The organism is Sinorhizobium terangae, from assembly GCF_009601505.1.
Lineage (GTDB): Bacteria > Pseudomonadota > Alphaproteobacteria > Rhizobiales > Rhizobiaceae > Sinorhizobium > Sinorhizobium terangae.
On the sequence record NZ_WITC01000090.1, the window covers coordinates 96,537 to 122,245 of the forward strand.

Annotated in this window: 23 protein-coding genes; 12 read left to right on the top strand and 11 right to left on the bottom strand. The window is 62.8% G+C overall.

Features of this window, described 5'->3' with window-relative positions; translation table 11 throughout:
* Nucleotides 1–105 precede the first annotated feature (105 nt).
* The gene (locus GHK62_RS21620; protein ID WP_153441141.1) at nucleotides 106–1,962 is read right to left on the bottom strand and encodes an extracellular solute-binding protein; all 1,857 of its coding nucleotides are present in this window, start codon (nucleotides 1,960–1,962) and stop codon (nucleotides 106–108) included.
* 318 nt (nucleotides 1,963–2,280) lie between these two features.
* On the opposite strand from GHK62_RS21620, the gene mepA reads away from it, so the two are divergent.
* The 6 genes from mepA (at nucleotide 2,281) to GHK62_RS21650 (ending at nucleotide 8,440) form a co-directional block, all read left to right on the top strand.
* Nucleotides 2,281–3,345: a penicillin-insensitive murein endopeptidase gene (gene mepA, locus GHK62_RS21625; RefSeq protein WP_153441142.1), complete on the top strand. Its 1,065-nt coding sequence runs from the start codon at nucleotides 2,281–2,283 to the stop codon at nucleotides 3,343–3,345.
* A gap of 117 nt (nucleotides 3,346–3,462) precedes the next feature.
* A complete protein-coding gene (locus tag GHK62_RS21630; protein WP_153441143.1) occupies nucleotides 3,463–3,843 on the top strand; it encodes a methylglyoxal synthase in 381 nt (126 codons plus the stop codon).
* A 47-nt stretch (nucleotides 3,844–3,890) separates the two neighbouring features.
* Nucleotides 3,891–4,910: a glucokinase gene (locus GHK62_RS21635; RefSeq protein WP_153441206.1), complete on the top strand. Its 1,020-nt coding sequence runs from the start codon at nucleotides 3,891–3,893 to the stop codon at nucleotides 4,908–4,910.
* A 224-nt stretch (nucleotides 4,911–5,134) separates the two neighbouring features.
* Nucleotides 5,135–6,940: an ABC transporter ATP-binding protein gene (locus GHK62_RS21640; protein WP_153441144.1), complete on the top strand. Its 1,806-nt coding sequence runs from the start codon at nucleotides 5,135–5,137 to the stop codon at nucleotides 6,938–6,940.
* Between the two features lie 18 nt (nucleotides 6,941–6,958).
* Nucleotides 6,959–7,777 carry a 4-hydroxy-tetrahydrodipicolinate reductase gene (gene dapB, locus GHK62_RS21645; RefSeq protein ID WP_153441145.1) on the top strand — a complete coding sequence of 273 codons (819 nt, stop codon included), beginning with the start codon at nucleotides 6,959–6,961 and terminating at the stop codon, nucleotides 7,775–7,777.
* Nucleotides 7,778–7,804: 27 nt separating this feature from the next.
* Nucleotides 7,805–8,440 carry a 2,3-bisphosphoglycerate-dependent phosphoglycerate mutase gene (locus GHK62_RS21650; protein WP_153441146.1) on the top strand — a complete coding sequence of 212 codons (636 nt, stop codon included), beginning with the start codon at nucleotides 7,805–7,807 and terminating at the stop codon, nucleotides 8,438–8,440.
* Between the two features lie 50 nt (nucleotides 8,441–8,490).
* Here GHK62_RS21650 and GHK62_RS21655 read toward each other — a convergent pair whose 3' ends face one another.
* Together GHK62_RS21655 and GHK62_RS21660 are read right to left on the bottom strand one after the other, a co-directional pair.
* Nucleotides 8,491–9,363, bottom strand: coding sequence for a methylated-DNA--[protein]-cysteine S-methyltransferase (locus GHK62_RS21655; RefSeq protein WP_153441147.1), 873 nt, complete (start codon nucleotides 9,361–9,363; stop codon nucleotides 8,491–8,493).
* A gap of 83 nt (nucleotides 9,364–9,446) precedes the next feature.
* Entirely contained in the window at nucleotides 9,447–9,944 is a 498-nt protein-coding gene (locus tag GHK62_RS21660) for a DUF2244 domain-containing protein (protein ID WP_153441148.1), read from the bottom strand.
* Between the two features lie 22 nt (nucleotides 9,945–9,966).
* Here GHK62_RS21660 and nth point away from each other — a divergent pair, with 22 nt between their 5' ends.
* Nucleotides 9,967–10,743 (top strand): endonuclease III, encoded by a 777-nt coding sequence (nth, locus tag GHK62_RS21665; RefSeq protein WP_153441149.1) that lies wholly within the window; start codon nucleotides 9,967–9,969, stop codon nucleotides 10,741–10,743.
* 24 nt (nucleotides 10,744–10,767) lie between these two features.
* Here nth and GHK62_RS21670 read toward each other — a convergent pair whose 3' ends face one another.
* Complete coding sequence (locus GHK62_RS21670; protein WP_153441150.1) at nucleotides 10,768–11,355, bottom strand: TetR/AcrR family transcriptional regulator; 588 nt, start codon at nucleotides 11,353–11,355, stop codon at nucleotides 10,768–10,770.
* A gap of 65 nt (nucleotides 11,356–11,420) precedes the next feature.
* Here GHK62_RS21670 and GHK62_RS21675 point away from each other — a divergent pair, with 65 nt between their 5' ends.
* Together GHK62_RS21675 and GHK62_RS21680 are read left to right on the top strand one after the other, a co-directional pair.
* On the top strand, nucleotides 11,421–11,846 hold the full coding sequence (locus GHK62_RS21675; protein ID WP_153441151.1) for a VOC family protein: 426 nt from the start codon (nucleotides 11,421–11,423) through the stop codon (nucleotides 11,844–11,846).
* 185 nt (nucleotides 11,847–12,031) lie between these two features.
* Nucleotides 12,032–13,024 carry an adenosine kinase gene (locus tag GHK62_RS21680; RefSeq protein ID WP_153441152.1) on the top strand — a complete coding sequence of 331 codons (993 nt, stop codon included), beginning with the start codon at nucleotides 12,032–12,034 and terminating at the stop codon, nucleotides 13,022–13,024.
* A gap of 153 nt (nucleotides 13,025–13,177) precedes the next feature.
* Here GHK62_RS21680 and GHK62_RS21685 read toward each other — a convergent pair whose 3' ends face one another.
* Entirely contained in the window at nucleotides 13,178–13,729 is a 552-nt protein-coding gene (locus GHK62_RS21685; RefSeq protein WP_153441153.1) for an SH3 domain-containing protein, read from the bottom strand.
* 184 nt (nucleotides 13,730–13,913) lie between these two features.
* Between GHK62_RS21685 and GHK62_RS21690 the strand changes: the two genes are divergently transcribed.
* Nucleotides 13,914–14,918: a 2-hydroxyacid dehydrogenase gene (locus GHK62_RS21690; RefSeq protein WP_153441154.1), complete on the top strand. Its 1,005-nt coding sequence runs from the start codon at nucleotides 13,914–13,916 to the stop codon at nucleotides 14,916–14,918.
* 216 nt (nucleotides 14,919–15,134) lie between these two features.
* Here GHK62_RS21690 and GHK62_RS21695 read toward each other — a convergent pair whose 3' ends face one another.
* The 3 genes from GHK62_RS21695 to recF all read right to left on the bottom strand — a co-directional run bounded on the left by GHK62_RS21695 (nucleotide 15,135) and on the right by recF (nucleotide 17,612).
* Entirely contained in the window at nucleotides 15,135–15,602 is a 468-nt protein-coding gene (locus tag GHK62_RS21695) for a GNAT family N-acetyltransferase (protein WP_153441155.1), read from the bottom strand.
* Between the two features lie 7 nt (nucleotides 15,603–15,609).
* Complete coding sequence (locus GHK62_RS21700) at nucleotides 15,610–16,374, bottom strand: molybdopterin-synthase adenylyltransferase MoeB (protein ID WP_153441156.1); 765 nt, start codon at nucleotides 16,372–16,374, stop codon at nucleotides 15,610–15,612.
* A gap of 98 nt (nucleotides 16,375–16,472) precedes the next feature.
* The gene (recF, locus tag GHK62_RS21705) at nucleotides 16,473–17,612 is read right to left on the bottom strand and encodes a DNA replication/repair protein RecF (RefSeq protein WP_153441157.1); all 1,140 of its coding nucleotides are present in this window, start codon (nucleotides 17,610–17,612) and stop codon (nucleotides 16,473–16,475) included.
* A 188-nt stretch (nucleotides 17,613–17,800) separates the two neighbouring features.
* On the opposite strand from recF, the gene GHK62_RS21710 reads away from it, so the two are divergent.
* Together GHK62_RS21710 and GHK62_RS21715 are read left to right on the top strand one after the other, a co-directional pair.
* The gene (locus tag GHK62_RS21710) at nucleotides 17,801–18,445 is read left to right on the top strand and encodes a DUF47 domain-containing protein (RefSeq protein ID WP_153441158.1); all 645 of its coding nucleotides are present in this window, start codon (nucleotides 17,801–17,803) and stop codon (nucleotides 18,443–18,445) included.
* Nucleotides 18,445–19,449 carry an inorganic phosphate transporter gene (locus GHK62_RS21715; protein WP_153441159.1) on the top strand — a complete coding sequence of 335 codons (1,005 nt, stop codon included), beginning with the start codon at nucleotides 18,445–18,447 and terminating at the stop codon, nucleotides 19,447–19,449. The genes GHK62_RS21710 and GHK62_RS21715 overlap by 1 nt, the downstream gene beginning before the upstream one ends.
* Nucleotides 19,450–19,592: 143 nt before the next feature.
* On the opposite strand, the gene dnaJ is transcribed toward GHK62_RS21715, so the two are convergent.
* The 3 genes from dnaJ to GHK62_RS21730 all read right to left on the bottom strand — a co-directional run bounded on the left by dnaJ (nucleotide 19,593) and on the right by GHK62_RS21730 (nucleotide 25,419).
* Entirely contained in the window at nucleotides 19,593–20,735 is a 1,143-nt protein-coding gene (dnaJ, locus tag GHK62_RS21720) for a molecular chaperone DnaJ (RefSeq protein WP_153441160.1), read from the bottom strand.
* Between the two features lie 264 nt (nucleotides 20,736–20,999).
* Nucleotides 21,000–22,922, bottom strand: coding sequence for a molecular chaperone DnaK (gene dnaK, locus GHK62_RS21725; protein ID WP_153441161.1), 1,923 nt, complete (start codon nucleotides 22,920–22,922; stop codon nucleotides 21,000–21,002).
* A 262-nt stretch (nucleotides 22,923–23,184) separates the two neighbouring features.
* Nucleotides 23,185–25,419, bottom strand: coding sequence for a transglycosylase domain-containing protein (locus GHK62_RS21730; protein WP_167528323.1), 2,235 nt, complete (start codon nucleotides 25,417–25,419; stop codon nucleotides 23,185–23,187).
* Nucleotides 25,420–25,709 lie beyond the last annotated feature (290 nt).

The following is a 25,709-nucleotide window of genomic DNA, read 5'->3' on the forward strand; positions in this document are numbered from 1 at the left end:
CAATGCCTGATACTCCTTGCCGTGCCTTTCGGCCCCGGCCACTGCCGTATTTAAGTGATTCGCTCTTTACATTTGGAATCGAGAGCCAGCTCGAGCGCAAGGGTTTCATTGGTTGGCGGCGGCCGACCACCACCAGATGTCCGGAAAGCCGATCGCGTATTTCGGCAATTCCGGCGGCCTGCCGACCGTATCGCGATAGGCGATATTTGCTGCCTTCGGGTAGTAGAGCGGCACGACATAATGGTGGGCGAGCAGCACCCGGTCGAGCGCCTTCGTGGCGGCAACGAGCGTCTCTCGATCCTTGGCGAATATGACGCGATTGATCAGGGCGTCGACGCCCGGATCGGAGATACCGGCATAATTTCTCGAACCCTGGCGTGACGCCGATTTCGACCCCCAGAAGTCCTCCTGTTCGTTTCCCGGGCTCAAGGTCTGCCCCCAGACTTCCCAGGTCATGTCATAGTCGAAGGCCCGCTCGCGGTTGGTATATTGCGACGGGTCGACGGTACGCACACTCGCCTCGATGCCGATCCGCTTGAGGTTCTGCGCGTAGGGCAGCACCACCCGCTCCAGCATCGGACTGCTCAAGAGAATCTCGAAGGAAAACGGCCTGCCGGTCGCCGTATTGACCATGCGGCTGCCTTTGAGCTCGAAGCCGGCCTCCTTCAGGAGCCCGATCGCCTTGCGCAGGTTGTCTCGCGCGTTCTGCGGCGTGCCGCCGACCGGGTTCGCATAGGGCGTGGTGAAGACCTCGGGCGGAACCTGGTCCTTGACCTCGTTCAGGATTTCGAGCTCGAGACCCTCCGGCAGGCCGGTGGAGGCCAGTTCCGTCAGGAAAAAATAGCTGTTCACACGCGTGTATTGATCGAAGAAGACGGTGCGATTCAATTCCTCGAAGTCGAGCGCATAGTTGAGGGCCTCGCGCACACGCTCGTCATCGAACGGCTTGCGGCGCATGTTCGGCACCAGCGCCTGCATCACGCCGGTCGCCCTGAATGGTACCTGCTCGCGTTTTACGTGTCCCTCCTTGACGGCCGGAAAGTCATAGCCGGTCGCCCACCGGCGCGCCTGGGTCTCGCGCCAGAAATCGATGTCGCCGGCCCGGAAGGCCTCGAATTCGACGCCGCTGTCACCGAAGAAGGTGTAGGTGATGGAGCCGAAATTGTTCTGCCCGACATTGACGTTGAGGTTTGCACCCCAATAGTCATCCCTCCGTTCGTAACGGATCTGCGATCCGGCCGAAAACGAAGCGATTCGGTAGGGCCCCGAGCCGATCACCGGCTCCAGCGTCGTGCGCGTGATGTCGCGCGGCTTGCCGTCCGGACCGGGCGCTTCCCACCAGTGCTTCGGGACAATCAGGAGCTGGCCGAGAATGTGCGGCAGTTCGCGATTGTTCTTCTCGTCGAAGCGGAATGTGACTTCCTGCTCGCCGGTCTTTTCAGCTCCGACGACGTGCTTGTAATAGCTCTGGTAAAGCGGATTGAGCTCCTTGCCCTTCTCGAAGCTGAAGATCACGTCTTCCGGTGTCACCGGTTTGCCGTCCGACCACTTCGCTTCCTTTCTCAAGCGGAATGTGGCGGAAGAGATGTCGTCCGGAAACGAAACGCTCTCGGCAATCAGGCCATAGGCGGTTGAAATTTCATCATCGGCGGGCTTCAACAGCGTGTCGAAGACGAGCGACAGGCCAACGGCCGCCTCGCCCTTTTCGAGCAGCGGATTGAATGTGTCGAAGGTTCCCGTCTGCGAGAGCCGGACGTCGCCGCCTTTCGGGGCATCGGGTTTCACATAGTCGAAACGTTCGAAGCCCGGCGGATATTTGAGCTCGCCGACGAGCGAAAGGCCATGGTGCCAGGTGGGCTGTTCCTGGGCACGCGCGCCGACCGAGCCGAGCGGTAAGAGTAGGGGCATTGCCAGAAGTGCGGTCGCCAGTTTCGTCTTCACAATACCGCTCAATTCCAGCATCCAGTTGCTTCCCTTATCATTCGATGATCTTTCGAGCCAGAATAGGCGAAATCGGGGCAATTGACAGGACTTGCCCAAAATCAGGCGAAATTTTTGAGTCACATCCGGGTGATCCGCCACTGCATGATTCCTTAAATCGGAATCGATTTGAGGACAAAATCATGCAGCAATTCTAAGTGCTGCGGCGACTCTAAGTGCTGCGGCGATCTTTGCGCGTCAGACGCGCGGCGCTGTAGGCTCGGCGAGTGCGGTGATTCGAAATAGGGGTGAAGGCAGACCGCGTGGGATACCGGTGCTGCCGCCGATCGGGGGACTGGAATGGGATTTGAAATAGCTGCTGCCATTCGACGCTGCGGTTCGGCAATTTTAGGCTTGATCGTGGGGGCGAGCCTTCTGGCCACTGACGCGGCTTCGGCTGATGGAACGCCTGCGAAGGAACTCTTTGGCGCCAAGGCATTGCCGGCGGCGATGGCGCCTTCGTCCCTCGGCTTCTATGCGAAGGGTTGCCTGGCGGGCGGTGTCGCGATCCCGACGGACGGACCGACCTGGCAGGCAATGCGTCTTTCGCGCAATCGACGCTGGGGCCACCCGGAAATGATCGCGCTGATCGAGCGCTTCTCGCACGATGCAGCGGAGAAGATCGGCTGGCCAGGCCTCTTGCTTGGCGACATATCACAGCCGCGCGGCGGCCCGATGACCTCCGGTCACGCATCGCACCAGATCGGCCTCGACGCCGACATCTGGCTGACACCAATGCCGCAAAGGACGCTGAGCCTTGAGGAGCGCGAATCGATTTCCGCGACCTCGATGCTGCAGAAGAACAAGTTCCTGACAGTCGATCCGTCCATATGGACCCCCGCTCACGCGCGGTTGATCATGATGGCGGCAAGCTATCCCCAGGTGGAGCGCGTCTTCGTCAATCCGGCGATCAAGAAGAAGTTATGCGACACCTGGAAGGGCGATCGTTCGGCGCTCGGCAAGGTCCGGCCGATCTACGGTCACGACTATCATTTCCACATTCGCATCAAGTGCCCGGAGGGCTCCGTCGGCTGCAAGGGCCAGGCGCGCGTTCCGGCGGGTGACGGCTGCGACAAGTCGCTCGCCTGGTGGTTCACCGACGAGCCATGGGCAAAGCCGAAGAAGAAGCCGGAAAAGCCCATGAAGCCGAAATTTGCGAAGCTTTCGGATCTGCCGAAGGCCTGCGCCCTGGTACTCGACGGTCCTGCACCGGCTTCCGAGCAGGAAGTGACCTACGGCACGGCCTATCGCTCCGCGACCGCCGTTCCCGCCGCCGCGACGAGCATCGAAGCCGTCATCGGTGCCGCGGCCGCGGCGCCGTTGGGAAACATTCCGGTACCCCTGCCGCGTCCGGCGTTGCAATAACCTGCGGAAGCGCGCGCTCGACAGGCCGGCTTCCGCCGGCCCTGCTGCCTTCCCAATTGCGCGAGGCTCATGTATAGGGCGTTCAAATCGATTTAAGATCGACGCTGGGGAGGCTGCATGGCCGATCGCAAATGTCTTGCCCTGATTGCCCACGATCAGAAGAAGGATGATCTCGCCGCCTTTGCCAAGGCAAACGAGACGGTGTTGTCCAAGTGGAAGATCGTCGCCACGGGCACGACCGGAGGCCGCGTTCTCGAGGCCTGTCCCGGGCTCGATATCACGCGCCTCAAGAGCGGACCGCTCGGCGGCGACCAGCAGATCGGCGCGATGATCGCCACCGGCGACGTGGATTTCCTCATCTTTTTCGTCGATCCGCTGACCGCCATGCCGCATGATGTCGACGTCAAGGCACTGATGCGCCTAGCGATCGTCTACGACATCCCGATGGCGCTGAACCGCGCCACGGCGGAAGAGTTGATCGCCTTCCGGCGCAACTGATACACAGTCTCGAAGTTTCCATGACCGCGATCAGGACGGATTTTGCAATGCTCAGTGCGAGTGACCACGGCTTTCCCTTTCCGATATTGATCGGCGACATCGGTGGAACGAACGCGCGTTTCGCGCTGCTGATCGATACCTATGCCGAACCGAAGCAACTGCCGCCGATCAAGACGGGCGATTTCGCGACGATCGAGGAGGCGATGCAGAAGTGCATCCTCGACAAGACGTCCGTTCAGCCGCGCTCTGCGATCCTTGCGGTCGCAGGCCCGATCAAGGGCGACGAAATTCCGCTGACGAATGCCGGCTGGGTGATTCGGCCGAAGGACATGCTGGCGAGCCTTGGTCTCGCCGACGTGCTGATCATCAACGACTTCGAGGCGCAGGCGCTCGCGGTCGCCACACCCGCTGACGAGGATCTCGTCCAGATCGGCGGCGGCAGCGTCCGCCCGTCGACATCGCGCGTCGTGCTCGGTCCCGGAACGGGCCTCGGCGTCGCCGGCCTGGTTTTCGCGCAGCACACCTGGATTCCCGTGCCCGGCGAGGGTGGCCATGTCGATATCGGTCCACGCACCGAGCGCGATTTCCGGATCTGGCCGTTCCTGGAGCCGATCGAAGGCCGCATGGCCGGCGAGCAGATCCTGTGCGGCCGCGGCATCATGAACCTTTACCGCGCCGTCTGCGCCGCCAATGGCGAGGAGCCGGTGCTCGCCGACCAGGCGGCGGTGACGACCAGCGCGCTTTCCGGCTCGGATCCGGTGGCCATTGAGACGGTATCGCTCTTCAGCACCTATCTTGGTCGGGTTGCCGGCGACATGGCGCTGATCTTCATGGCACGCGGCGGCGTGTTCCTGGCGGGCGGCATCTCGCAGAAGATATTGCCGGCTTTGATGCGGCCGGAATTTCGCGCAGCCTTCGAGGACAAGGCGCCGCATTCCGCATTGATGCGAACGATCCCGACTTTCGCCGTCGTCCATCCGATGGCGGCACTTTCCGGTCTCGCGGCCTTCGCGCGCACGCCGAGAGATTTTGGTGTTGCAATGGAGGGACGGCGCTGGAGAAGCTGACCGGCCCATGTTCGCAAAGACTCGCCAAAACGGCATCAAAGCACTATAGAGCCCCGGACAGGCGATGCCGGTACACGGAACGCTGGAGCGGGATGAGGAAAAGTGTGCGCGGTTTTCCGCCCGCATCCCGCTCTAACTTATTGGAATCGATCACGTTCATGATTTTAGGTCGATTCGACCTAAAATCATCGTGATCTAGAGCGAGCTCAGGGAAGACGGGCTTATTGGACGCCAAGAATAGAAAACAGCGCGCAGTCGATTCCGACACGATTACCGGAATCCTGAGGCGCGTCATTGCCGAAAACGGCCGCGACCACATCCGGGGTTATGCCTTTGCCATCGCCTGCCTGGCGGTCGTGGCGGCGACGACCGGCTTCACGGCCTGGATCATGGAATCCGTGATCAACGAGGCCTTTGCCAACAGGCGCGCCGATATCGTGCTGTGGATCTGTGCCGCCATCTTCGCGGCCTTCGTGCTTCGCGGTCTCGCGACCTACGGACAGGCGGTCGCGCTCTCGAAGATCGGCAACAATATCGTCGCCCGCTATCAGCGCCGACTTTACGCCCATCTGATGGCGCTGAGCGTCGGTTATTTCCATGACATGCGCTCAGCGCAGCTTGCCGCCAAGATCAGCCAGAATGTTAGCGGCATACGCGACGTGCTCAACATGACGGTGACGTCGATCGCGCGCGATTTTCTGACCCTGATCGGGCTCATCGGGGTCATGTTCAGCAAGGACTGGCTGCTCTCGCTCATTGTCTTCTTCGTCGCGCCGCCGCTGCTTCTCGGCCTGCGTTATATCTCGAAGCGCCTGCGCCTGGCGACACGCGAGGCCGTCGAGGTCAACAGCCGCGTCCTTGGCGCCATGCAGGAAACGATCCAGGGCATTTCCATCGTCAAGGCTTTCACGATGGAAAACGAACTGCGCCGCAAGGTCGAGACGATCATCGACCGGGCGGAAAACCGGGCAAACCGCATCGCACGGCTCAGCGAACGCACCGCGCCGATGACGGAAACCTTCGCCGGCCTGGCGATATCGTCGGTGCTCGCTTACTCGGCCTTCCGCACTATCTACAGCAACGTTCCGCCGGGCGCTTTCTTCGCCTTTGTCACCGCCCTTCTGATGGCCTATGACCCTGCGCGGCGTCTTGCGCGCCTGCAGGTTTCGCTTGAGCGCGCGGCTGTCAACGCGCGCATGATCTACGAGATTCTCGACACTGTTCCGCATCAGCGTGACCGTCCCAATGCAACCGAAATCAAGTTCGGCGAAGCGGCGATCGAGCTGCGTGACGTGCGCTTCGCCTACAGCAGCGGCGACGAGATCCTCAAAGGCGTGAGCTTCCGCGCCGAGGGCGGCAAGACGACCGCGCTGGTCGGCCCTTCGGGTGCCGGAAAGTCGACCATCATCAGCCTGATCCCGCGCTTTTACGACCCCAAGTCAGGGCAGATCCTCATCGACGGGCAGGATATCGCCGGAGTCACCAAGCAGTCGCTGCGCAACGGCCTTGCCTATGTCTCGCAGCAACCGTACCTCTTCGAAGGCTCGATCCGCGACAACATTCGCTATGGGCGGCCGGACGCCACGGACGCGGAAATCGAGGAGGCGGCACGACTCGCCTATGCCCATGATTTCATCCTGGCGCAGCCGCAGGGCTACGACACGCCGGTCGGCGAAAACGGCGTGACACTGTCGGGCGGCCAGCGGCAGCGGCTGTCGATTGCCCGCGCACTTGTGCGCAATGCGCCGATCCTCCTTCTCGACGAAGCAACCTCCGCCCTCGACACCGAGTCCGAGGCTGCGGTTCAGAAGGCACTCGATCAAGCGATGAGCGGCCGCACGGTCATCGTCATTGCGCACCGGCTTTCGACCGTCGTCAATGCCGACAAGATCATCGTCATGAAGGACGGCGGCGTCGTGGAAGAGGGCACGCATGAGGAGCTTGCACAGCGTCCGGACGGCCTCTACGCTCGGCTGCACAATCTTCAGGGCAGCGCCTCGGACATGACGGCGGAAGACGCAATCCTATAGCATCAGGGGAATTCGACGATGAGCGAAACGGACATGAAGCTCGTGGTGGTCGGCGCGGCTGGCCGAATGGGCCAGACACTGATCCGGATCGTTCACGGCATGGCCGGCGTGCGCCTGCACGCCGCGGTGGAGCGGCCGGGTTCGCCGTTTCTCGGGCGTGACGCCGGCGAACTCGCCGGGCTCGGGCCGATCGGTGTCGCCATCACCGACAAGCCGCTCGAGGCATTCGTAGAGGCGGAGGGCGTTCTCGATTTCACGTCGCCGGCGGGTACGGTCGAATTCGCCGGGCTGGCAGCGCAGGCACGCATCGTCCACGTCATCGGTACCACCGGCTGCTCGGCTGACGACGAGGCAAAGATCCGCGCCGCGGCACGGCACGCGCGGGTCATCAAGTCGGGCAATATGAGCCTGGGCGTCAATCTCCTTGGCGTGCTGGTGCAGCAGGCTGCACGCGCGCTCAAGGCGGCGGACTGGGACATCGAAGTCCTGGAAATGCACCATAAGCACAAGGTCGACGCGCCGTCGGGCACGGCGCTCCTGCTTGGAGAGGCGGCGGCCAAGGGCCGCGGCATCGCGCTTGCGGACCATTCCGTGCGGGTGAGGGACGGCCACACCGGGGCACGCCCGGAAGGGGCGATTGGCTTTGCGACGCTGCGCGGCGGTTCCGTCGTCGGCGAACATTCCGTCATTATCGCGGGCGAGGGCGAAGAGATCACCCTTTCCCACAGCGCCACGGATCGCTCGATCTTCGCGCGTGGCGCGGTCACCGCCGCCCTTTGGGGTCGCAGCCAGAAGCCCGGCTTCTATTCCATGCTCGACGTTCTCGGGCTCAACTGACACTCAAATCTTTCAAGAGGAATTGAAATGAGCGGCACCCTCGTTCTCGTTCGGCATGGCCAGAGCGATTGGAACCTGAAGAACCTGTTCACCGGCTGGCGCGACCCGGACCTGACAGAACTTGGCGTCGAAGAAGCGAAGGCTGGCGGCAAGGCACTCGCCGAATATGGCATCAAGTTCGACATTGCTTTTACCTCTTCCCTTGTCCGCGCCCAGCGCACTTGCCAGTTCGTGCTCGACGCCGTCGGCCAGTCCTCGCTTGAAACCATTCGCGATCAGGCGCTGAACGAGCGTGACTACGGCGATCTTTCCGGCCTAAACAAGGACGACGCGCGTGCCAAATGGGGCGAAGAGCAAGTGCATATCTGGCGCCGCTCCTACGACGTCCCGCCGCCCGGCGGCGAGAGCCTGCGCGACACCGGCGCGCGTGTCTGGCCCTATTATCTTACCGACATCCTGCCGCGCGTGCTTTCGGGCCAGAAGGTGCTGATCGCCGCGCATGGCAACTCGCTGCGCTCGCTCGTCATGGTGCTCGACAAGTTGACCAAGGAACAGATCCTCAAGCTCAACCTCGCGACCGGTGTTCCGATGGTCTACAAGCTGAATGCGGATTCCACCGTCGCTTCGAAGGAAGTGCTGGGTGACATGTCCAGCGCGCATTAACGCGCCTTCGCATCGGGTAAAAGGGACGCCGCGGCGTCCCTTTTTTTGTGTCAGCCCTTGCCCGCTTCCCAGCCGAGGATCGCCCGCTTGCGCGTCAGGCCCCAGTGGTAGCCGGTGAGATCGCCGCTCTTGCCGAGCGCGCGGTGGCAGGGCACGACGAAGGAAATCGGGTTGCGTCCGACGGCCGCGCCGACGGCGCGTGACGCGGTCGGCTGGCCGATCTCGTCGGCGATTTTCGAATAGGTGGTCGCCTTTCCGAGCGGGATATTCAAGAGAGCCTGCCACACCCGGATCTGGAAGTCCGAGCCGATCAGGAAGATCTGCAGCGGCTCCTCCGCGCACCAGCGCTCGGGATCGAAGATGCGGGCGGCATAGCGCGCCGTTGCCGCACTGTCCTCGACATAGCTTGCCTTCGGCCAGCGCCGGGCCATGTCGTCGAAGCTCGACCGCTCCTCGCCGGAATCGGCAAAGGCAAGTCCGGCAAGGCCCCGCTCGGTGACCATCACGAGCGCGGTCCCGAACGGCGAGGGATGGAAGCCATAGCGAATGGTCAACCCGGCGCCGCGCGCCTTCCATTCGCCGGGCGACATTGCCTCATGTGTTACGAAGAGATCGTGCAGGCGGCTCGGACCGGACAGACCCACCTCGATGCTTGTCTCCAGCAACGGCATGTCCTCCTGCCGCAGCAAGCGTTTCGCGTGATCGAGCGTCACCGCCTGGAGAAAGGCCTTGGGCGAAAGCCCTGCCCAGCGGGTGAAGGTCTTCTGCAATTGCGTTGGCGACTGGCCGAGGCGTCGGGCGACGGTTTCAAGCGACGGCTGATCGCGGTAATCCTCCGTCAGCATCTCGATCACGCGGCTGACCGTATCGTAATCGGTGCCTTCGGGAGTGATGTCGGTCGGAATGGATGTAACAACGTTCATGATCGCCTCCTGTCAGCCTACAGGTAAGCCTGTAGCGAGCGGATAACCACCCGATTCTTGTTGAGCATCGGTCGTTTCAAGAATCAGCGCCGGCGGACAGTCGCGAGCGCACGGGCAAAGGCCAGCGCGAAGGTTTCGCGGTCGTCGCGATTGAGGAAGGAGCCAATATCGGTCTGGCGACCGCCGCCGATGATCCACATCGAGACGATGCCGATCTCCTGGTGCCGCTTGATGCTGAACCGCGCCCAGAAGGGATTGAAGCGATGCTCGGTCATTCTCCCCGATGGGGTGAATTTCCTCACAGACACGTCGGTTCGCGAGACGCTCACCTCTTCCCGGGCCCGTGCGGAACGGTAGTTGAGCCAGAAGGCGCCGAAGAGCAGGACGAAGTCCAGGCCGAAAAAGAAGACGATTGGCCATGCACCGATGACCAGGAAGACGAATATGTGCACGAGGCTCATCGCGCCCGCGATCATCAGAAGGACCTTGAATCCCCTGAGACCAAGCGAACGGTAGGGCGTAAGCTCGGCGGCAAAGATCGTCTGGTCGTTGATGGAGGTCTCGGCGTTGCCTTCGGTCATAACCAATGACTATAGATGCGGCATGAAAAACGTGAAGCCGAAATCGCCGAAACAATCGTCAAAATCGAATGCTGCGACGGTCCGCCTGGTCCCGGCGCGGCAGCGCAGTGCCTACAGCGCTGCCGAGGTCGAGGAGATTTTCCGCCGTTTCTCCGTGCAGCGCCCGGAACCGAGGGGCGAACTCGAACACGTCAATCCGTTCACTCTGGTGGTGGCAGTCGCGCTCTCGGCCCAGGCAACCGATGCCGGCGTCAACAAGGCGACACGCGCGCTCTTTGCAGTGGCCGATACGCCGCAAAAGATGCTGGCGCTGGGCGAGGAAAAGCTCAGGGACTATATCAAGACGATCGGGCTCTACCGCAACAAGGCGAAAAACGTCATCGCGCTCTCGGAGAAACTGATCGCCGATTTCGGCGGCGAAGTACCCCGCACGCGGGAAGAGCTGGTGACCCTGCCGGGCGTCGGGCGCAAGACCGCCAATGTCGTTCTGTCGATGGCTTTCGGCCAACCGACGATCGCCGTCGACACCCATATCTTCCGCATCGCCAATCGCATTCGCCTGGCACCGGGCAGGACGCCGGACGAAGTGGAAGCGCATCTCTCGCGCGTTATCCCGGAGGCCTACCTTTACCACGCGCACCATTGGCTGATCCTGCACGGCCGCTACGTCTGCAAGGCGCGCCGGCCGGAATGCGAGCGCTGTGTCATCGCGGACCTCTGCAAGTTTCCGGAAAAAACGTGCGATATACCTGCCCCACTGGTCGAGCTGCCGCCGCAGGTCGTGCCTGTCGCCGGGTGATATGTCACGGCGGCGGGGGAGATTTCAGGGCGCGATTAGGCGGTCGACCAGATCGGTGATTGCTTTCATATAGACCGCGCGGGCGGCGCCCCCCTCGATCTCGACTGCGGCGCGATCGAAGGCAGCGGAAAGCAGGATTGCCGTCGCGGTCAGGACCGCGCTGTCGACGCGGCGCGGCGCAATCGCGGCCTTCAGACCGTCCTCCAGCGTGCGCCGCGCGTGAGCCGCGTCGATCGCCGCCGCCTCGTTCGCTCCGAGAACGGCAGGGCCGTCGAGCAGCAGCAGGCGCACTCTGCCCGGTATCGCCATCGCGTCGAAATAGGCGCCGGCCCCGGAGACGAGCGCGTCGCGCGGGGAGAGACGGGTGTCGCCGGATTGTTCGATAGCCGCGGCGACCTCCCGTGCCTCCCGCTCGACGACAGCCCGAAACAACGCCTTCTTGTCCTCGAAGTGGTGATAGAGCGCGCCGCGCGTCAGCCCCGCTGCGGCAACGACGTCAGGTGTTGCGGTGTCCGCGTATCCGCGGACGACAAAGAGCTCGCGGGCCGCGTCGAGGATTGCGGTTCGCGTGGCGTCGGATCGATCTCGGTTCGAGCGTCGAGTTTGTTGCATACATGCAGCCTGTATGTTAATTAGATACAGACAGATTGTATGAAAAAGAGTTGAGGAGGAAAAGCATGAAAACGACGAGCTATTACCCGGTCATCATGACGAACGACGTTCAGGCGACGTCGGATTTCTATATGAGGCACTTCCGCTTCGAGGCGCTTTTCACGAGCGACTGGTACATGCATCTCCAATCGACAGAGGACAAGCATGTGACCCTCGCCGTTCTAGACTATCGCCATGAAACTATACCGGAAGCATCGCGAGCGCCGGTTCGTGGCTTGCTCCTGAACTTCGAGGTCGACGATCCCGACCAGGTCTATGCGGAGGCGCAGGCCGCAGGGCTTCCCATACTCAAGCAGATTTGCGACGAGGACTTCGGCCAACGTCATTTCATCACCGCCGACCCAAACGGCGTCATGATCGATGTCATCAAGCCCATTCCGCCGAGCGCGGAATTTGCTGCCGCCTACGACGCCGGGGCGCTGCCGGCCTGATCGCATGCATTTTCGCCTCCAGTGCCTAAAATCGGAGCCGATTTAAGGGCGGAACATATCGCGTCCCGAAGTTCTACAGCGAGCTTTGTGCGTCTGAAAAGACGCGCGGCGCCTTAGTGGCTTCCAAATGGCCGGAAAACCGGTATTAACGGAGACCGGTCATTTCAGGAAACCGGACGGAGTTCATGACAAAATACGATGTGCTGACGATCGGCAACGCGATCGTCGATATCATTGCGCGCTGCGATGACAGCTTTCTTGTGGAGAACGGTATCATCAAGGGCGCGATGAACCTCATCGACGCGGATCGGGCCGAGCTGCTCTATTCGCGGATGGGCCCCGCGGTTGAAGCATCCGGCGGCAGCGCCGGCAACACGGCGGCCGGTGTCGCGAGCTTTGGCGGGCGCGCGGCCTATTTTGGCAAGATCGCCAGTGACCAGCTCGGTGACATTTTCACCCACGATATCCGGGCGCAGGGCGTCTATTTCCAGACCAAGCCGCTCGAAACTATGCCGCCGACCGCACGCTCGATGATCTTCGTGACGGAGGACGGCGAGCGGTCTATGAACACCTATCTCGGCGCCTGTGTCGAACTCGGCCCCGAAGACGTCGAGGCGGATGTGGTCGCGCAGGCCAAGGTCACCTATTTCGAAGGTTATCTGTGGGACCCGCCGCGCGCCAAGGATGCGATCCGCGAGGCGGCTCGAATCGCCCATGCCAACGGCCGCGAAGTGGCCATGACGCTCTCGGACAGCTTCTGCGTCCATCGCTATCGCGACGAGTTCCTCGACCTCATGCGTTCCGGCACCGTGGACATCGTCTTTGCCAACAGGCAGGAGGCCTTGGCGCTTTACGAGACGGAGGATTTCGATCTCGCGCTCGACAGTCTGGCGAGGGACTGCAAATTGGCCGCCGTGACATTGAGCGAGGAAGGCTCCGTCATCGTGCGCGGCGCCGAGCGCGTGCGCGTCGGCGCGAGCGTTATCGAGGAGGTGGTCGACACCACCGGCGCCGGCGATCTCTACGCCGCCGGCTTCCTCTTTGGCTATACGGCCGGTCGCTCGCTTGAAGATTGCAGCCGGCTCGGGAACCTGGCCGCGGGCATCGTGATCGGCCAGATCGGACCGCGCCCGATGGTCTCGCTTGCCAATGCAGCGAGGCAAGCCGCTCTCGTCTAAAGGATTCAGCCCGTTTCTAAACGGGACGTGCCGCTCACCCTAACCCACTCCACGCACGCGGGAGTGGGGCTGAGCGGGCGCCGCGAGTCCCTTCGCCCTGCCTGCGGGGAGAAGGTGCCGGCAGGCGGATGAGGGGCTTTCGCTTGCCGCCGCTTACTTGAACGCTTCGCCCGGATAGGCGCCCCAGATCTCGCCTTGAGCGATCCAGCCTTCGACGCCCTGCGTCTCGGCGTGGCACCAGTCGCCATTGCACTCGCCGATCTGCAGCATGACGCCCGGTTCCATCCGCGCGATGATCGGCGCGGTGCTTTGCGGATCTCGGCGGAGGTTGACGAATATGCCTTCGCCCTTGCCGCGCATCCACGGGGCGGCAAGCGCAGTCCGGTCGCCGGAAAGCAGCGCCTGGTTCACCCAGCCCTCCGTCCCGTCCGCGTCGCGGATGCGGCGCCAGTTGTCATATTCCTGGATGATTTCCACCGGCACGCCCGATTTGAGGTAGCGGAAGGCCACCGCGTAATCGAGGCTTGGACCGATTCGCAAGTTGACGCTCTTCGACTTCAGGCTGACGAAGCGCGGCAGCGGCAGGCCGCTCGCGCCTTTCGCCGCCTGGGCGAAGGCGCCGGAGGTCATCACGGCAATCCCGATGCAGGCGGCTACCAACACGGTCGAGAAGCTGGAAACGACATCACGCATGACGAAGCTCATGTTCCGATAGCAGTGAAGCCTTGGAGGCGCACTTTGATCTGGCCCGTCGGCTTGGGGTGCAAATCCGGTGTCAGGCAGTGACTTTCAATTGTCTTCGCCACCGGGTCTGGTAGAAATTGCGACTACAGGGAGAAACTATCACCCAACTTGGTTAAGGACCCGTGAACGAGGCCCGCGCATAGCGATGACAAGCAAGAAGAAGCCAACGGTCTACATCACCCGCAAACTGCCGGATGTCGTCGAAACCCGCATGCGCGAACTCTTCGACGCAGAGCTGAATGTCGACGACATGCCGCGCACGCAGCCGGAGCTGGTTGCCGCGGTCAAGCGGGTCGATGTGCTCGTGCCGACGGTGACGGACCGCATCGATGCCGCGCTCATCGAGCAGGCGGGGCCGCAGTTGCGGCTGATTGCCGCCTTCTCGAACGGGGTCGACAACATCGATGTCGACGCGGCCGCTCGAAGGGGCATTACCGTCACCAACACCCCGAATGTGCTTACCGAAGACACGGCCGACATGACCATGGCGCTCATCCTTGCGGTGCCGCGGCGGCTCGCCGAGGGTGCGCAGATCCTGACCGATCGCAAGGGAGAATGGGCGGGCTGGTCGCCAACCTGGATGCTTGGCCGCCGTATCGCCGGCAAGCGTATCGGCATCGTCGGCATGGGCCGGATCGGCACCGCTGTCGCCCGCCGCGCCAAGGCCTTCGGCCTGTCGATCCACTACCACAACCGCCACCGGGTAAAGCCAGAGACCGAGGAAATGCTCGAGGCGACCTACTGGGACAGCCTCGACCAGATGCTCGCGCGCGTCGACATCGTCTCGGTGAACTGCCCCTCGACACCCGCGACCTTCCATCTGCTGTCGGCGCGCCGGCTCGCGCTGATGCGGCCGGACAGCTACATCGTCAACACCGCGCGCGGCGGCATCATCGACGAGACGGCGCTGATCAAGTGCATCAGGGAAGGCAAGATTGCCGGGGCCGGGCTCGATGTTTTCGAAAACGAGCCGGCGGTCAGCCCCAAGCTCGTCAAGCTCGCCGGCGAAGGCAAGGTGGTGCTGCTGCCGCACATGAGCTCCGCGACGCTCGAAGGCCGTATCGACATGGGTGAAAAAGTGGTGATCAACATCCGCACCTTCTTCGACGGCCACCGCCCGCCGGACCGCGTATTGCCGGGGCGGGATTAGAGCGGCATTTCTGTCCGGATACCCCTCCCCCACCCCTCCCCACAAGGGCGAGGGGCTTGCTCGCGCCCAGTGCTGCGTCTCCACAAGCGGCAACGGTTCATTTCAGTGCGGAGGCTGCCGCGGGGAAGCCCCTCCCACCTGTGGGAGGGGTTGGGGAGGGGCTCTTCGTTTTGCGTCGAAACACTGCCGCATGGCTCCTTCGCTCGCTGCGCGTCTTTAAAGCACCTTCCGCATTTCGATCGACGTCGGACGGGTGAAGCCGGGATGGGCCGAACGGCCGGTCTCGGCGAAACCCCAAGCCGCGAAAGTCGCGTGATTCTCGGAAAGCTCGATGCGTGTCTGCAGCCGGAGCGCGGGAAGTTTCAATTCGCGCGCCGTTTCTTCCGCCGCGGCGAGAAGCAGCCGCCCCGCGCCCCTGCGCTGTGCCGAGGGCGCGACGGCGAGCTTGCCGATGTAGAGGCAATCCGCTTCCGGCTTGCAGAACACGCAGCCGACGAGATCGCGCTCGGCGAGGGCGACAAAGGCAATCTCGTCTTCGGTCTTTCGACGGAGCGTTTCCGCCGTCAGCGCATGCGCCGAAGAAGGGGGCTCGATCCGTCCATCCATATAGGCGAAGGATGCGAGGATCAGCGCCAGCAATTCTTCGATGCGATCGAAGCGACGGTCGATGCGAATCACCTTCATGGTGTCCTCAAGCCGCGCCACGACGATAGCGGATCGTGCTGAACTCGGCCGCGAGCGCATCGTAGAGCAGCAGCCGACCAACGAGAGGCACGCCGATCCCGGTAATGAGCTTGATCGCCTCCATTGCTTGCAGCGTGCCGATAACCCCGGTCAAGGCGCCGAGCACGCCGGCCTCGGCGCAGGAGGGAACCACGCCCGGCGGGGGAGGGGCGGGAAAGAGGTCGCGATAGGACGGGTTCGGATGGCCCTCGACATCGGTTTCGAATGGCTTCAGCACGGTGACCGACCCGTCGAAGCGGCCGACGGCGCCGGTGACCAGCGGAACCTGCACCGCTTCGGCCGTGTCTGCCGCCAGATAACGCGTATCGAAATTATCAGAGCCATCGATGACGAGATGGTAGTGGCGGAAGATTTCCTCGGCATTTCCGGCCTCGAGCCGCGTGTGATGCATCGTGGCCGTCACGTGGGGATTGAGCGCATTGATCGCCATCACGGCGCTCTCGACCTTAGGGCGACCGATATCCGCGGTTGCGTGAATGACCTGCCGCTGCAGGTTCGACAGTGACACGACATCGTCGTCGATGACGCCGAGTGTTCCTACACCGGCCGCGGCGAGGTACTGGAGCACGGGCGCGCCGAGGCCGCCTGCGCCGATGACGAGAACGCGCGCCGCCTTCAGCTTCTGCTGTCCCGCGCCGCCCACTTCCGGCAAGACGATGTGGCGCGCGTAACGGGCGATTTCCGCGGTGTCGAGCTTTGCGTCGATCGTCATTCGGGAACCTTTCCGTTGGATCACGTTGATTTAGGGACGGACCGACCGAAAATCACAGGCGTGACCGATTCTTCTCCGCATGCTTTGCAGCGCGAGTCTCACCCGGAAACCTGTCCGTTGGCAACGGTCAGGAAGCGGCCGCGTTCGCCAAGCGCTGCAAACATGGTCCGGTCGGTTCCGGTCATGAAGGCCTGACCACCAAGGCCGTCGACGAGATCGAAGAGTGCTGCCCGCCGCCCCTCGTCGAGATGGGCAGCGATTTCGTCGAGCAGCAACACGGGCGCATGGCCGGTCATGTCGCCGACAAGACGGGCATGGGCGAGCACAAGGCCGACCAGCAGCGCTTTCTGCTCGCCGGTCGAACACCGTTCGGCCTCCATGTTCTTTTCCCGGTGGCGAATGAGAAGATCGCTGCGATGCGGACCATCAAGCGTGCGGCCGGCCGCGGCATCGCGGCCGCGGCCTTCCAGCAGCATTGCCAGATAGCGCTCTTCGAGATCGTAGGCCGGCAGGCCGTGCAAGTCGTCGAGAAAGCCCGACAGCGACAGCGTCGCGGAAGGAAATGTACCCTCGCTTTGACTTCGCTCGACCTGGCTTCTTTCGACCAGCGCCGTCAGCAGGCCCAGCATTTCGAGGCGCGCCAATGCCATGGACACCCCGAGCCCCGCCATTTCTCGCTCGATTGCCGAAAGCCAGGCAGGGTCCGGCCGAAACTCCGTCAGCAGCCGATTGCGGCTGCGCATCGCGCGCTCGAACTCGCTGGCGCGCCGACCGTGCTCGGGGTCGAGCGAGAGCACCAGCCGGTCGAGAAAACGCCGGCGATCGGCGGACGGGCCGGTGAAGAGGCCGTCCATCGCCGGGGTCAGCCAGAGCACCCGCAGGTGGTCGGTCAATTCATCCACGGTCTTGGCCGGCGTGCCGTTGAGCCGCAGGCGGCGCGCTTGGCCATCCTCGGTGCCGGCGGTGCCCGTGCCGATTTCCACGGGCCCTTCCATGCCCTCGACTGCCGCAAAGACCGAGAAGCCGTCGGCCGCTCCAACGCGCGCGACGTCGGCATAGGCCGCACGGCGCAGGCCGCGGCCGGGGGAGAGGAACGAGACCGCTTCCATAAGGTTCGTCTTGCCTGCGCCGTTCTCGCCGGTCAGCACGACATGGCGTGCGTCGAGGTCGAGCGCCAGCGTCGCGTAATTGCGAAAGTCGGTCAGTTTCAGGCGGTTGACGAAGACCTTGTGCGGCATCTCGGGTCCGGATTCGACGTTGCTGTCAGGTAGGATGAAAGCGACGCCAAGGCAAGGCGAAAGGATGTTCGAGCCCGGCCCTGAATCCGCTGGGGGAAGCCTTTGTTTTCTTTCGCCTCGGAACTTTCCTTGGGATCGCGGGTACAATATGACAGTTTTATGACAATCGACGGTTGGATGCATCGATAATGATCGCTTTGTTTCGCAAGCTTCTTCCCCGCGAGGATAGATTCTTTGATCTCTTCGCACAGCACTCGCGCACAGTCATGGGAGCAGCGGAAGCGCTGAATGCCTTGCTCGCCGGGGGACCGGACATCGATCGCCATTGCGATCGCATCGTCGCGCTCGAGCATGAAGCCGACGAGATCACCCGCGAAGTTTTGCTGGCGGTTCGCCGGAGTTTCATCACCCCCTTCGACCGTGGCGACATCAAGGATCTCATCCAGTCGATGGATGACGCGATCGACATGATGCACAAGACGGTGAAGACGATCCGGCTCTACGAGCAGAAAAGCTTCGATCCCGGCATGCAGGAAATGGGTGCCGCAGTGGTACAGGCGGCCCATCTCGTTGCCGAGGCGATACCCTTGCTCAACCGGATCGGTGCGAATGCCCATCGCCTCAGCACCATTGCCGAGGAAGTGACCCGTGTCGAAGGTCGCTCCGATGACTTGCACGAGCAGGGGCTCAAGGATCTGTTCCAGCGCCACGGCGCCACCAACCCCATGGCTTACATCATAGGCAGCGAAATCTACGGCGAACTGGAGAAAGTCGTCGATCGCTTCGAGGACGTGGCAAACGAAATCAGCGGCATCGTGATCGAGAACGTCTGATGGATGCGACGCTCGCCTTCCCGCTGCTCGTGGGGCTCATCGCCGTCGCGCTGTTCTTCGATTTCCTCAACGGACTGCACGACGCGGCCAACTCGATCGCGACCATCGTCTCGACCCGGGTGCTGAGGCCGCAATATGCGGTCCTCTGGGCAGCCTTCTTCAACTTCATCGCTTTTCTCTTTTTCGGCCTCCACGTGGCCGAAACGCTCGGGAAGGGCATCATCGATCCCGGGATAGTTACGCCGCAGGTCATCTTCGCGGCGCTGATGGGCGCGATCGTCTGGAACATCGTCACTTGGCTGTTCGGGATTCCGTCGAGTTCCTCGCACGCACTCGTCGGCGGCCTCGTCGGAGCTGGCCTCGCCAGGGCCGGCTTCAGTTCCATCGTGTGGAACGGCCTTCTCAAAACTGCCGGGGCAATCGTCATGTCGCCCGCCATCGGGTTTTTCCTCGCGCTGCTTCTCGTCCTGATCGTGTCCTGGCTCTTCGTGCGCCAGACGCCTTTTGCCGTCGACAGCACGTTTCGGGTGCTGCAGTTCGTTTCCGCCTCGCTCTATTCGCTGGGACACGGCGGCAACGACGCGCAGAAGACCATGGGCATCATCGCCGTGCTTCTCTTCTCCCAGGGCTATCTCGGGTCTGAATTCTACGTGCCCTTCTGGGTGGTCATCACCTGCCAGGCGGCGATCGCCCTTGGCACGCTGTTCGGCGGCTGGAGGATCGTCCACACGATGGGATCGAAGATCACCAAGCTCAACCCGATGCAGGGCTTCTGCGCCGAAACGGGTGGTGCCATCACGCTGTTCGGCGCCACCTGGCTCGGCATTCCGGTCTCGACCACGCACACGATCACCGGCGCCATCATCGGCGTCGGATCGGCACGGCGCGTCTCGGCCGTGCGCTGGGGTCTGGCCGGCAACATCGTCATCGCCTGGGTGATCACCATGCCGGCGGCTGCCGGGATCGCCGCGCTTTCCTACTACGCCGCAGGCCTGTTCGGCTGATCGGCTCCAGGACATGTGACAGTTTTCCACCCGGCATTGAGGCTGCTCAAAAGAGTGGGGCGCTTCGCTGTCTCAACGAGACAGCGAAACGCCCCAAGGGTTTTCAGGTCGGGGGACGGCGGTGCGTCGTGTTCGAACCGATATCAGTCGCTGAGCGTGTCGAAGAAATCCTTCATCCGGGCGAAAAAGCCCGTCGACTCCGGATTGTTCTCCTTGGACGAGATCTGCTCGAACTCCTGCAAGAGCTCGCGCTGACGCTTGGTCAGCTTCTGCGGCGTCTCGATCTGGATCTGGATGTAGAGGTCGCCGCTTTGGCTGGAGCGCAGCACCGGCATGCCCTTGCCCTTCAGACGGAACTGTTTACCGGCCTGCGTGCCTTCCGGCACGGTGACGCGGGACTTGGTGCCATCGAGCGTTGCCACGTCGAATTTGCCGCCGAGCGCCGCCGTCGTCATCGAGATCGGCACGCTGCAATAAAGGTCGGCGCCGTCGCGCTGGTAGAATTCATGCGGTTTGACCGAGAGGAAAATATAGAGGTCGCCCGCCGGGCCGCCGCGAAGGCCGGCTTCACCTTCGCCCGAGAGCCGAATGCGCGTCCCGTCCTCGATACCGGCCGGAATGTTGACCGAAAGCGTACGCTCCTCCATGACCCGGCCCTGGCCGTGACATTTGGTGCAGGGATCGGTGATCGTCTGGCCGCGGCCGCCGCAGGTCGGGCAGGTGCGCTCGATCGAGAAGAAGCCCTGCGCTGCGCGTACGCGGCCGGAGCCCTGACAGGTCGCGCAGGTTTTCGGGCTCGTGCCGGGCTTGGCGCCGCTGCCGCTGCAGACGTCACAGGTGATCGACGTTGGCACGCGGATCTGCGCCGTCTTGCCGGAATAGGCCTCTTCGAGCGAGATTTCCATGTTGTAGCGAAGATCGGCGCCGCGCTCGCGCCCGCCGGCGGAGCGCCGCTGGCGGCCGCCGCCCATCATCTCGCCGAAGATGTCCTCGAAGATGTCGGAGAAGCCCCCGGCACCGCCGCCCGCAAATCCGTTGCCGAAGCCGCCGCCCATGCCGCCCTGCTCGAATGCAGCGTGACCGTAGCGGTCATAGGCCGCGCGCTTCTGCGGGTCCTTCAGCGTTTCGTAGGCTTCGTTGATCTCTTTGAAAGACTTTTCAGCTTCAGCGTCGCCCGGGTTCTTGTCCGGATGATATTTCATCGCCAGTTTGCGGAAGGCGCTTTTCAGCTCCTTCTCATCCGCACTTCTTGCAACGCCGAGCGTTTCGTAAAGATCACGTTTCATGCTTCAAAGAATGTCCCATTGACAAGGCGTGCCAGCGCGGGGATCCGGCGGCTGCCTGATTATCTTGCCACAGGATTTAGTAAACCTTGAAGCGCGATACCATAGCCAACTCGGGGTACGCGTGGTTTTTTGTCGAAAAAGGCGCTCGCGCGGCCTGTTGCGTCGTCGCCGGCATCTGATCGACCGCATGCCGGCGGTCGATCGGGCATCAAAAAAGCCCGGGATCGCTCCCGGGCTCCTGTGATGTCACGATCGAAAGATGCCTTATGCCGACCGCTTGCGGCCGTCTTCGTCCTTGACCTCTTCGAAGTCGGCGTCGACGACGTCGTCGTCGCGGGCGGCGTCCGCTGCGGCATCCGCATGGGCGGCTTCGGCCTGCTGTGCCTCATAGATCGCCTGACCGAGCTTCATGGAAACTTCCATAAGCGTATTGGTCTTGGCCTTGATGTCCTCGGCGTCGGGCTCGGAAACCTCGGTTGCGGCCTTCAGGGCAGCGATCGCGTCGCTGATCGCCTTGCGGTCGGTTTCCGAAACCTTGTCGCCGTATTCCTTCAGCGACTTCTCCGAAGAATGGATCAAGCTCTCCGCCTGGTTCCGGGCTTCGACGGTCTCGCGGCGCTTCTTGTCGGCCTCGGCATTGGCTTCGGCGTCCTTGACCATCTTCTCGATGTCGGCATCGGAGAGACCACCGGATGCCTGGATGCGGATCTGGTGTTCCTTGCCGGTACCCTTGTCCTTGGCGGAAACCTGCACGATGCCGTTGGCGTCGATGTCGAAGGTGACTTCGATCTGCGGCACGCCGCGCGGCGCCGGCGGGATGCCGACGAGGTCGAACTGGCCGAGCAGCTTGTTGTCGGCCGCCATTTCACGCTCGCCCTGCGAGACGCGGATCGTCACAGCAGACTGGTTGTCGTCAGCCGTCGAGAAGGTTTGCGACTTCTTGGTCGGGATCGTCGTGTTGCGTTCGATCAGGCGGGTGAAGACGCCACCGAGCGTTTCGATGCCGAGCGACAGCGGAGTCACGTCGAGAAGCAGAACGTCCTTGACGTCGCCTTGCAGAACGCCGGCCTGGATCGCGGCACCCATGGCGACCACCTCATCCGGGTTGACGCCCTTGTGCGGCTCCTTGCCGAATAGCTGCTTGACGGTTTCCTGGACCTTCGGCATGCGGGTCATGCCGCCGACGAGAACGACTTCGTCGATTTCGGCAGCCGAAACACCGGCATCCTTCAACGCCGCCTTGCAGGGCGCGATGGTCTTCTGGACGAGGTCGTCGACCAGGCTCTCGAACTTGGCGCGCGACAGCTTCATCGTCAGGTGCTTCGGACCGGATGCATCGGCCGTGATGAACGGCAGGTTGATTTCGGTCTGCTGCGAGGACGACAGCTCGATCTTCGCCTTTTCCGCAGCTTCCTTGAGGCGCTGCAGCGCGAGCTTGTCGTTTTTGAGGTCGATGCCCTGTTCCTTCTTGAACTCGCCGGCGAGATATTCGACGAGACGCATGTCGAAGTCTTCACCGCCGAGGAAGGTGTCGCCATTGGTCGACTTCACTTCGAAGACGCCGTCGCCGATTTCCAGAACCGAGATATCGAAGGTGCCGCCGCCAAGGTCGTAGACGGCGATCGTCTTGCCGTCCTTCTTGTCGAGGCCATAGGCGAGCGCGGCAGCGGTCGGCTCGTTGATAATGCGCAGCACTTCGAGGCCGGCGATCTTGCCGGCATCCTTGGTGGCCTGGCGCTGGGCGTCGTTGAAGTAGGCCGGAACGGTGATGACGGCCTTCTCGACCTTCTCGCCGAGGTAGGATTCGGCGGTTTCCTTCATCTTCTGAAGGATCATGGCGGAGATCTGCGACGGCGAGTAGCCTTTACCGTGCGCTTCGACCCAGGCATCGCCATTGTCGGCCTTGGTGATCTTGTAGGGGACCATCCCCTTGTCCTTCTGGGTGGTCGGATCCTGGAAGGTACGGCCGATCAGACGTTTGATCGCAAAAAGAGTGTTTTCCGGATTGGTGACGGCCTGGCGCTTGGCCGGCTGGCCGACGAGACGTTCGCCGTCGTCGGTGAATGCCACCATCGAGGGGGTCGTGCGCGCGCCCTCGGCGTTTTCGATCACCTTCGCGTCCTTACCGTCCATGACGGCGACGCAGGAGTTGGTCGTTCCCAGGTCAATACCAATAACTTTAGCCATGTCGTTCTCTCCTTGCAGCGGACTGTCGGAACCCGGTCAGGCATTCATGGGACAGCCCCTAACGGGATGGTCTTTGGATTTCATTGCAGCCGAGGCTGCGTCGATGCGGCGTATATAAGGACCGGCGTTTCGGACTGCAAGGCATTCTGCGGGGGGATCAGGGGCAAAAGCAAGCGCTCTTGATCGCGGGATGAAGCGATATCGGCACGGCACGTTGGCACCTTCGGCGAATCCGGTCGAAAGGCGCAGTCGGCGCGACGGCTCAACCGCCGGTCAACAGCTCGAATAGCGTCGTCCGGCGGGTCGCGCCGGTCGTCTCGCCGACACCCGCGGGCGGGATGGGCCCGGCGCTCTCACCGCTGGCGGGTCGCACCTGTTCGATGGCGGCCGTGCCGTCCACGCTTGCCGGCGGCTCGGGAAACGCATCGGGATTGGCGGTTGCGAAACCGTCGGGCAGGGTGCCGGGGCCGGCGACCGCGCCACCGTTGTCGAACATGGGCTGCACGCCGGTCGTCCCGAACAGCGGCGAGGGCGACAGACCCTCGTGGGCAGCGGTCATGAAGTCATGCCAGGCCTTGGCGGGAAGCCCGCCGCCGGTGACCTTCTTCATCGACTTGCCGTCGTCATTGCCGAACCAGACGCCGGTCGTCAGATTAGAGGTAAAGCCGACGAAGAGTGCGTCACGGAAGGATTGCGTCGTGCCCGTCTTGCCGGCCGCCTCCCAGCCCTTGATGCGAGCCTTCTTGCCGGTGCCGTCCGTCAGCACGCGCACCATCATCTGGTTCATCTCGCTGACGATCGCCGGGTCGAGCACGCGCGGCGGATTATCGTAGGTATTTTCGTAGAGCACCGTGCCGTCGGCGGTGGAGATGCGGCGGATGACGTGCGGGGTCGCCTTGAAGCCGCCATTCATGAAAGGTGCGTAGGAGGAGGTAAGCTCCACGAGACTCACTTCAGACGTGCCGAGCGCAATCGAAGCGTTCGCCTGCATCTCCGAATCGATCCCGAGCCGATGCGCGAGCTTGACCACGTTCTGCGGGCCCACCTCCATGACGAGCGCGGCCGCGATCGTGTTCAGCGAGTTGGCGAGCGCGTCGGCAAGCGTGACCTCGCCGCGGTATTTCTGATCGTAGTTTTCGGGCGTCCAGTTGCCGATCCGGACCGGCGCGTCGTTCCGGACCGACATGGGCGTGCGGCCGATCTCGAGGGCTGCCGCATAGACGAAGGGCTTGAAGGCAGAGCCCGGCTGGCGCTTGGCCTTGGAGGCGCGGTCGAACTGGCTTTCGGCATAGTCGCGGCCGCCGACCAATGCCCGGATGGCGCCCGTGCCGTCAATCGACACGAGGGCGGCTTGTGAAGCGTTGAGCTTCCCGCCCTCTGCATCGAGTGTCGCGGAAATGGCTTCCTCGGCTTTCTTTTCGAGCGTCAGGTCGATCGTCGTGTCGATCACCAGGTCCTGATTGATTTCACCGATCATGCCGGGAAGCTGGTCCATGACCATGTCGGCGACATAGTGCTCGGCGCCCGACCAGAAGCTCTTGGCCTTGGTGGGCGTCTGCGACATGGCCGTCTTGATCTCGGCGTCGGTAACGAAGCCTTCCTCGCGCATCGCACCGAGCACCACCTGCGCGCGCTCCTCGGCGGCGTCAGGGTCGCGGGCGGGCGAGAGGCGGGAAGGCGCCTTGAGCAGCCCGGCGAGCACGGCCGCCTCGCCGAGATTGACGTCACGCGCCGACTTGTTGAAGTAGCGCCTCGACGCCGCCTCGACGCCATAGGCGTTGGAACCGAAGAACACGCGATTGAGATACATCGCGAGAATCTGGTCCTTGGAGTATTTCTGCTCCAGCCACAAGGCGAGCAGCACCTCCTGCACCTTGCGCTCCAGCGTGCGCTCGGGCGAAAGGAACAGGTTCTTGGCGAGCTGCTGCGTTAGCGTTGAGCCGCCCTGGACCATGCGGCCGGTCGTCAGATTGGTCAGCATGGCGCGCGCCAAGCCCAGCGGATCGACGCCGAAATGCGAATAGAAGCGGCGATCCTCGATGGCGATCACCGCTTGCGGGATGTAGGGCGACATGTTTTCGAGCGACAGCGCCTCGCCGCCCGTCGCGCCGCGATTGGCGATGATGTCGCCACTGACCGAAAGGATTTTGACATTCGGCGGCCGGTCTGGGATCGACCAACTGGTGGCGCTCGGCATCCGCGCGCCGTAATAGAGCACCAGCCCACCGATACCGATTGCGCCCCATATGCCGAGCACGATGCACCAATAGGCGAGCCTGCGCACGAGGCCGAAAAAGCCGCCGCCGCTGCCGGAGCCGCGCTGACTGCCGCGCTTGCCGCGAGCCTTTCGCTTGCCTGATTCGGACTTGCCGCGGGCGGGCCGGCGGGCGCTTCCGCTCACGCGGTCGCTCGCCTCGACGCGCAAATCGTCGTCATCGCTGTCGACGCCGCCGAAGGAAGGTTCGATTCGTTGTCCTGATTTGCCGCGTGCTGCCATGCCGGAAGGATATGTCCCCTTGAGGCCGGACCTTGATCGCTCGAAAGCGATCCCCGGCGGCGCCATTGCTGTCGTGCGGTTCGATCTCATCTCGCCGCACCGGCCGATGCGTTGGACTCTAAATGCGGCAATTTAAGGGGGAGTTAAGAGTTGCCGATCAATGAGTTCGGGCCATTTTGACTGCCGAATTTACAAACTTAAGCGCGACCAAATTCTGGTTCGCAGCCTTACCACTTTACCCCTGCCATTTTGCCCTGCGTCAAACGCATTGCTGCATTGCAGCATTGACG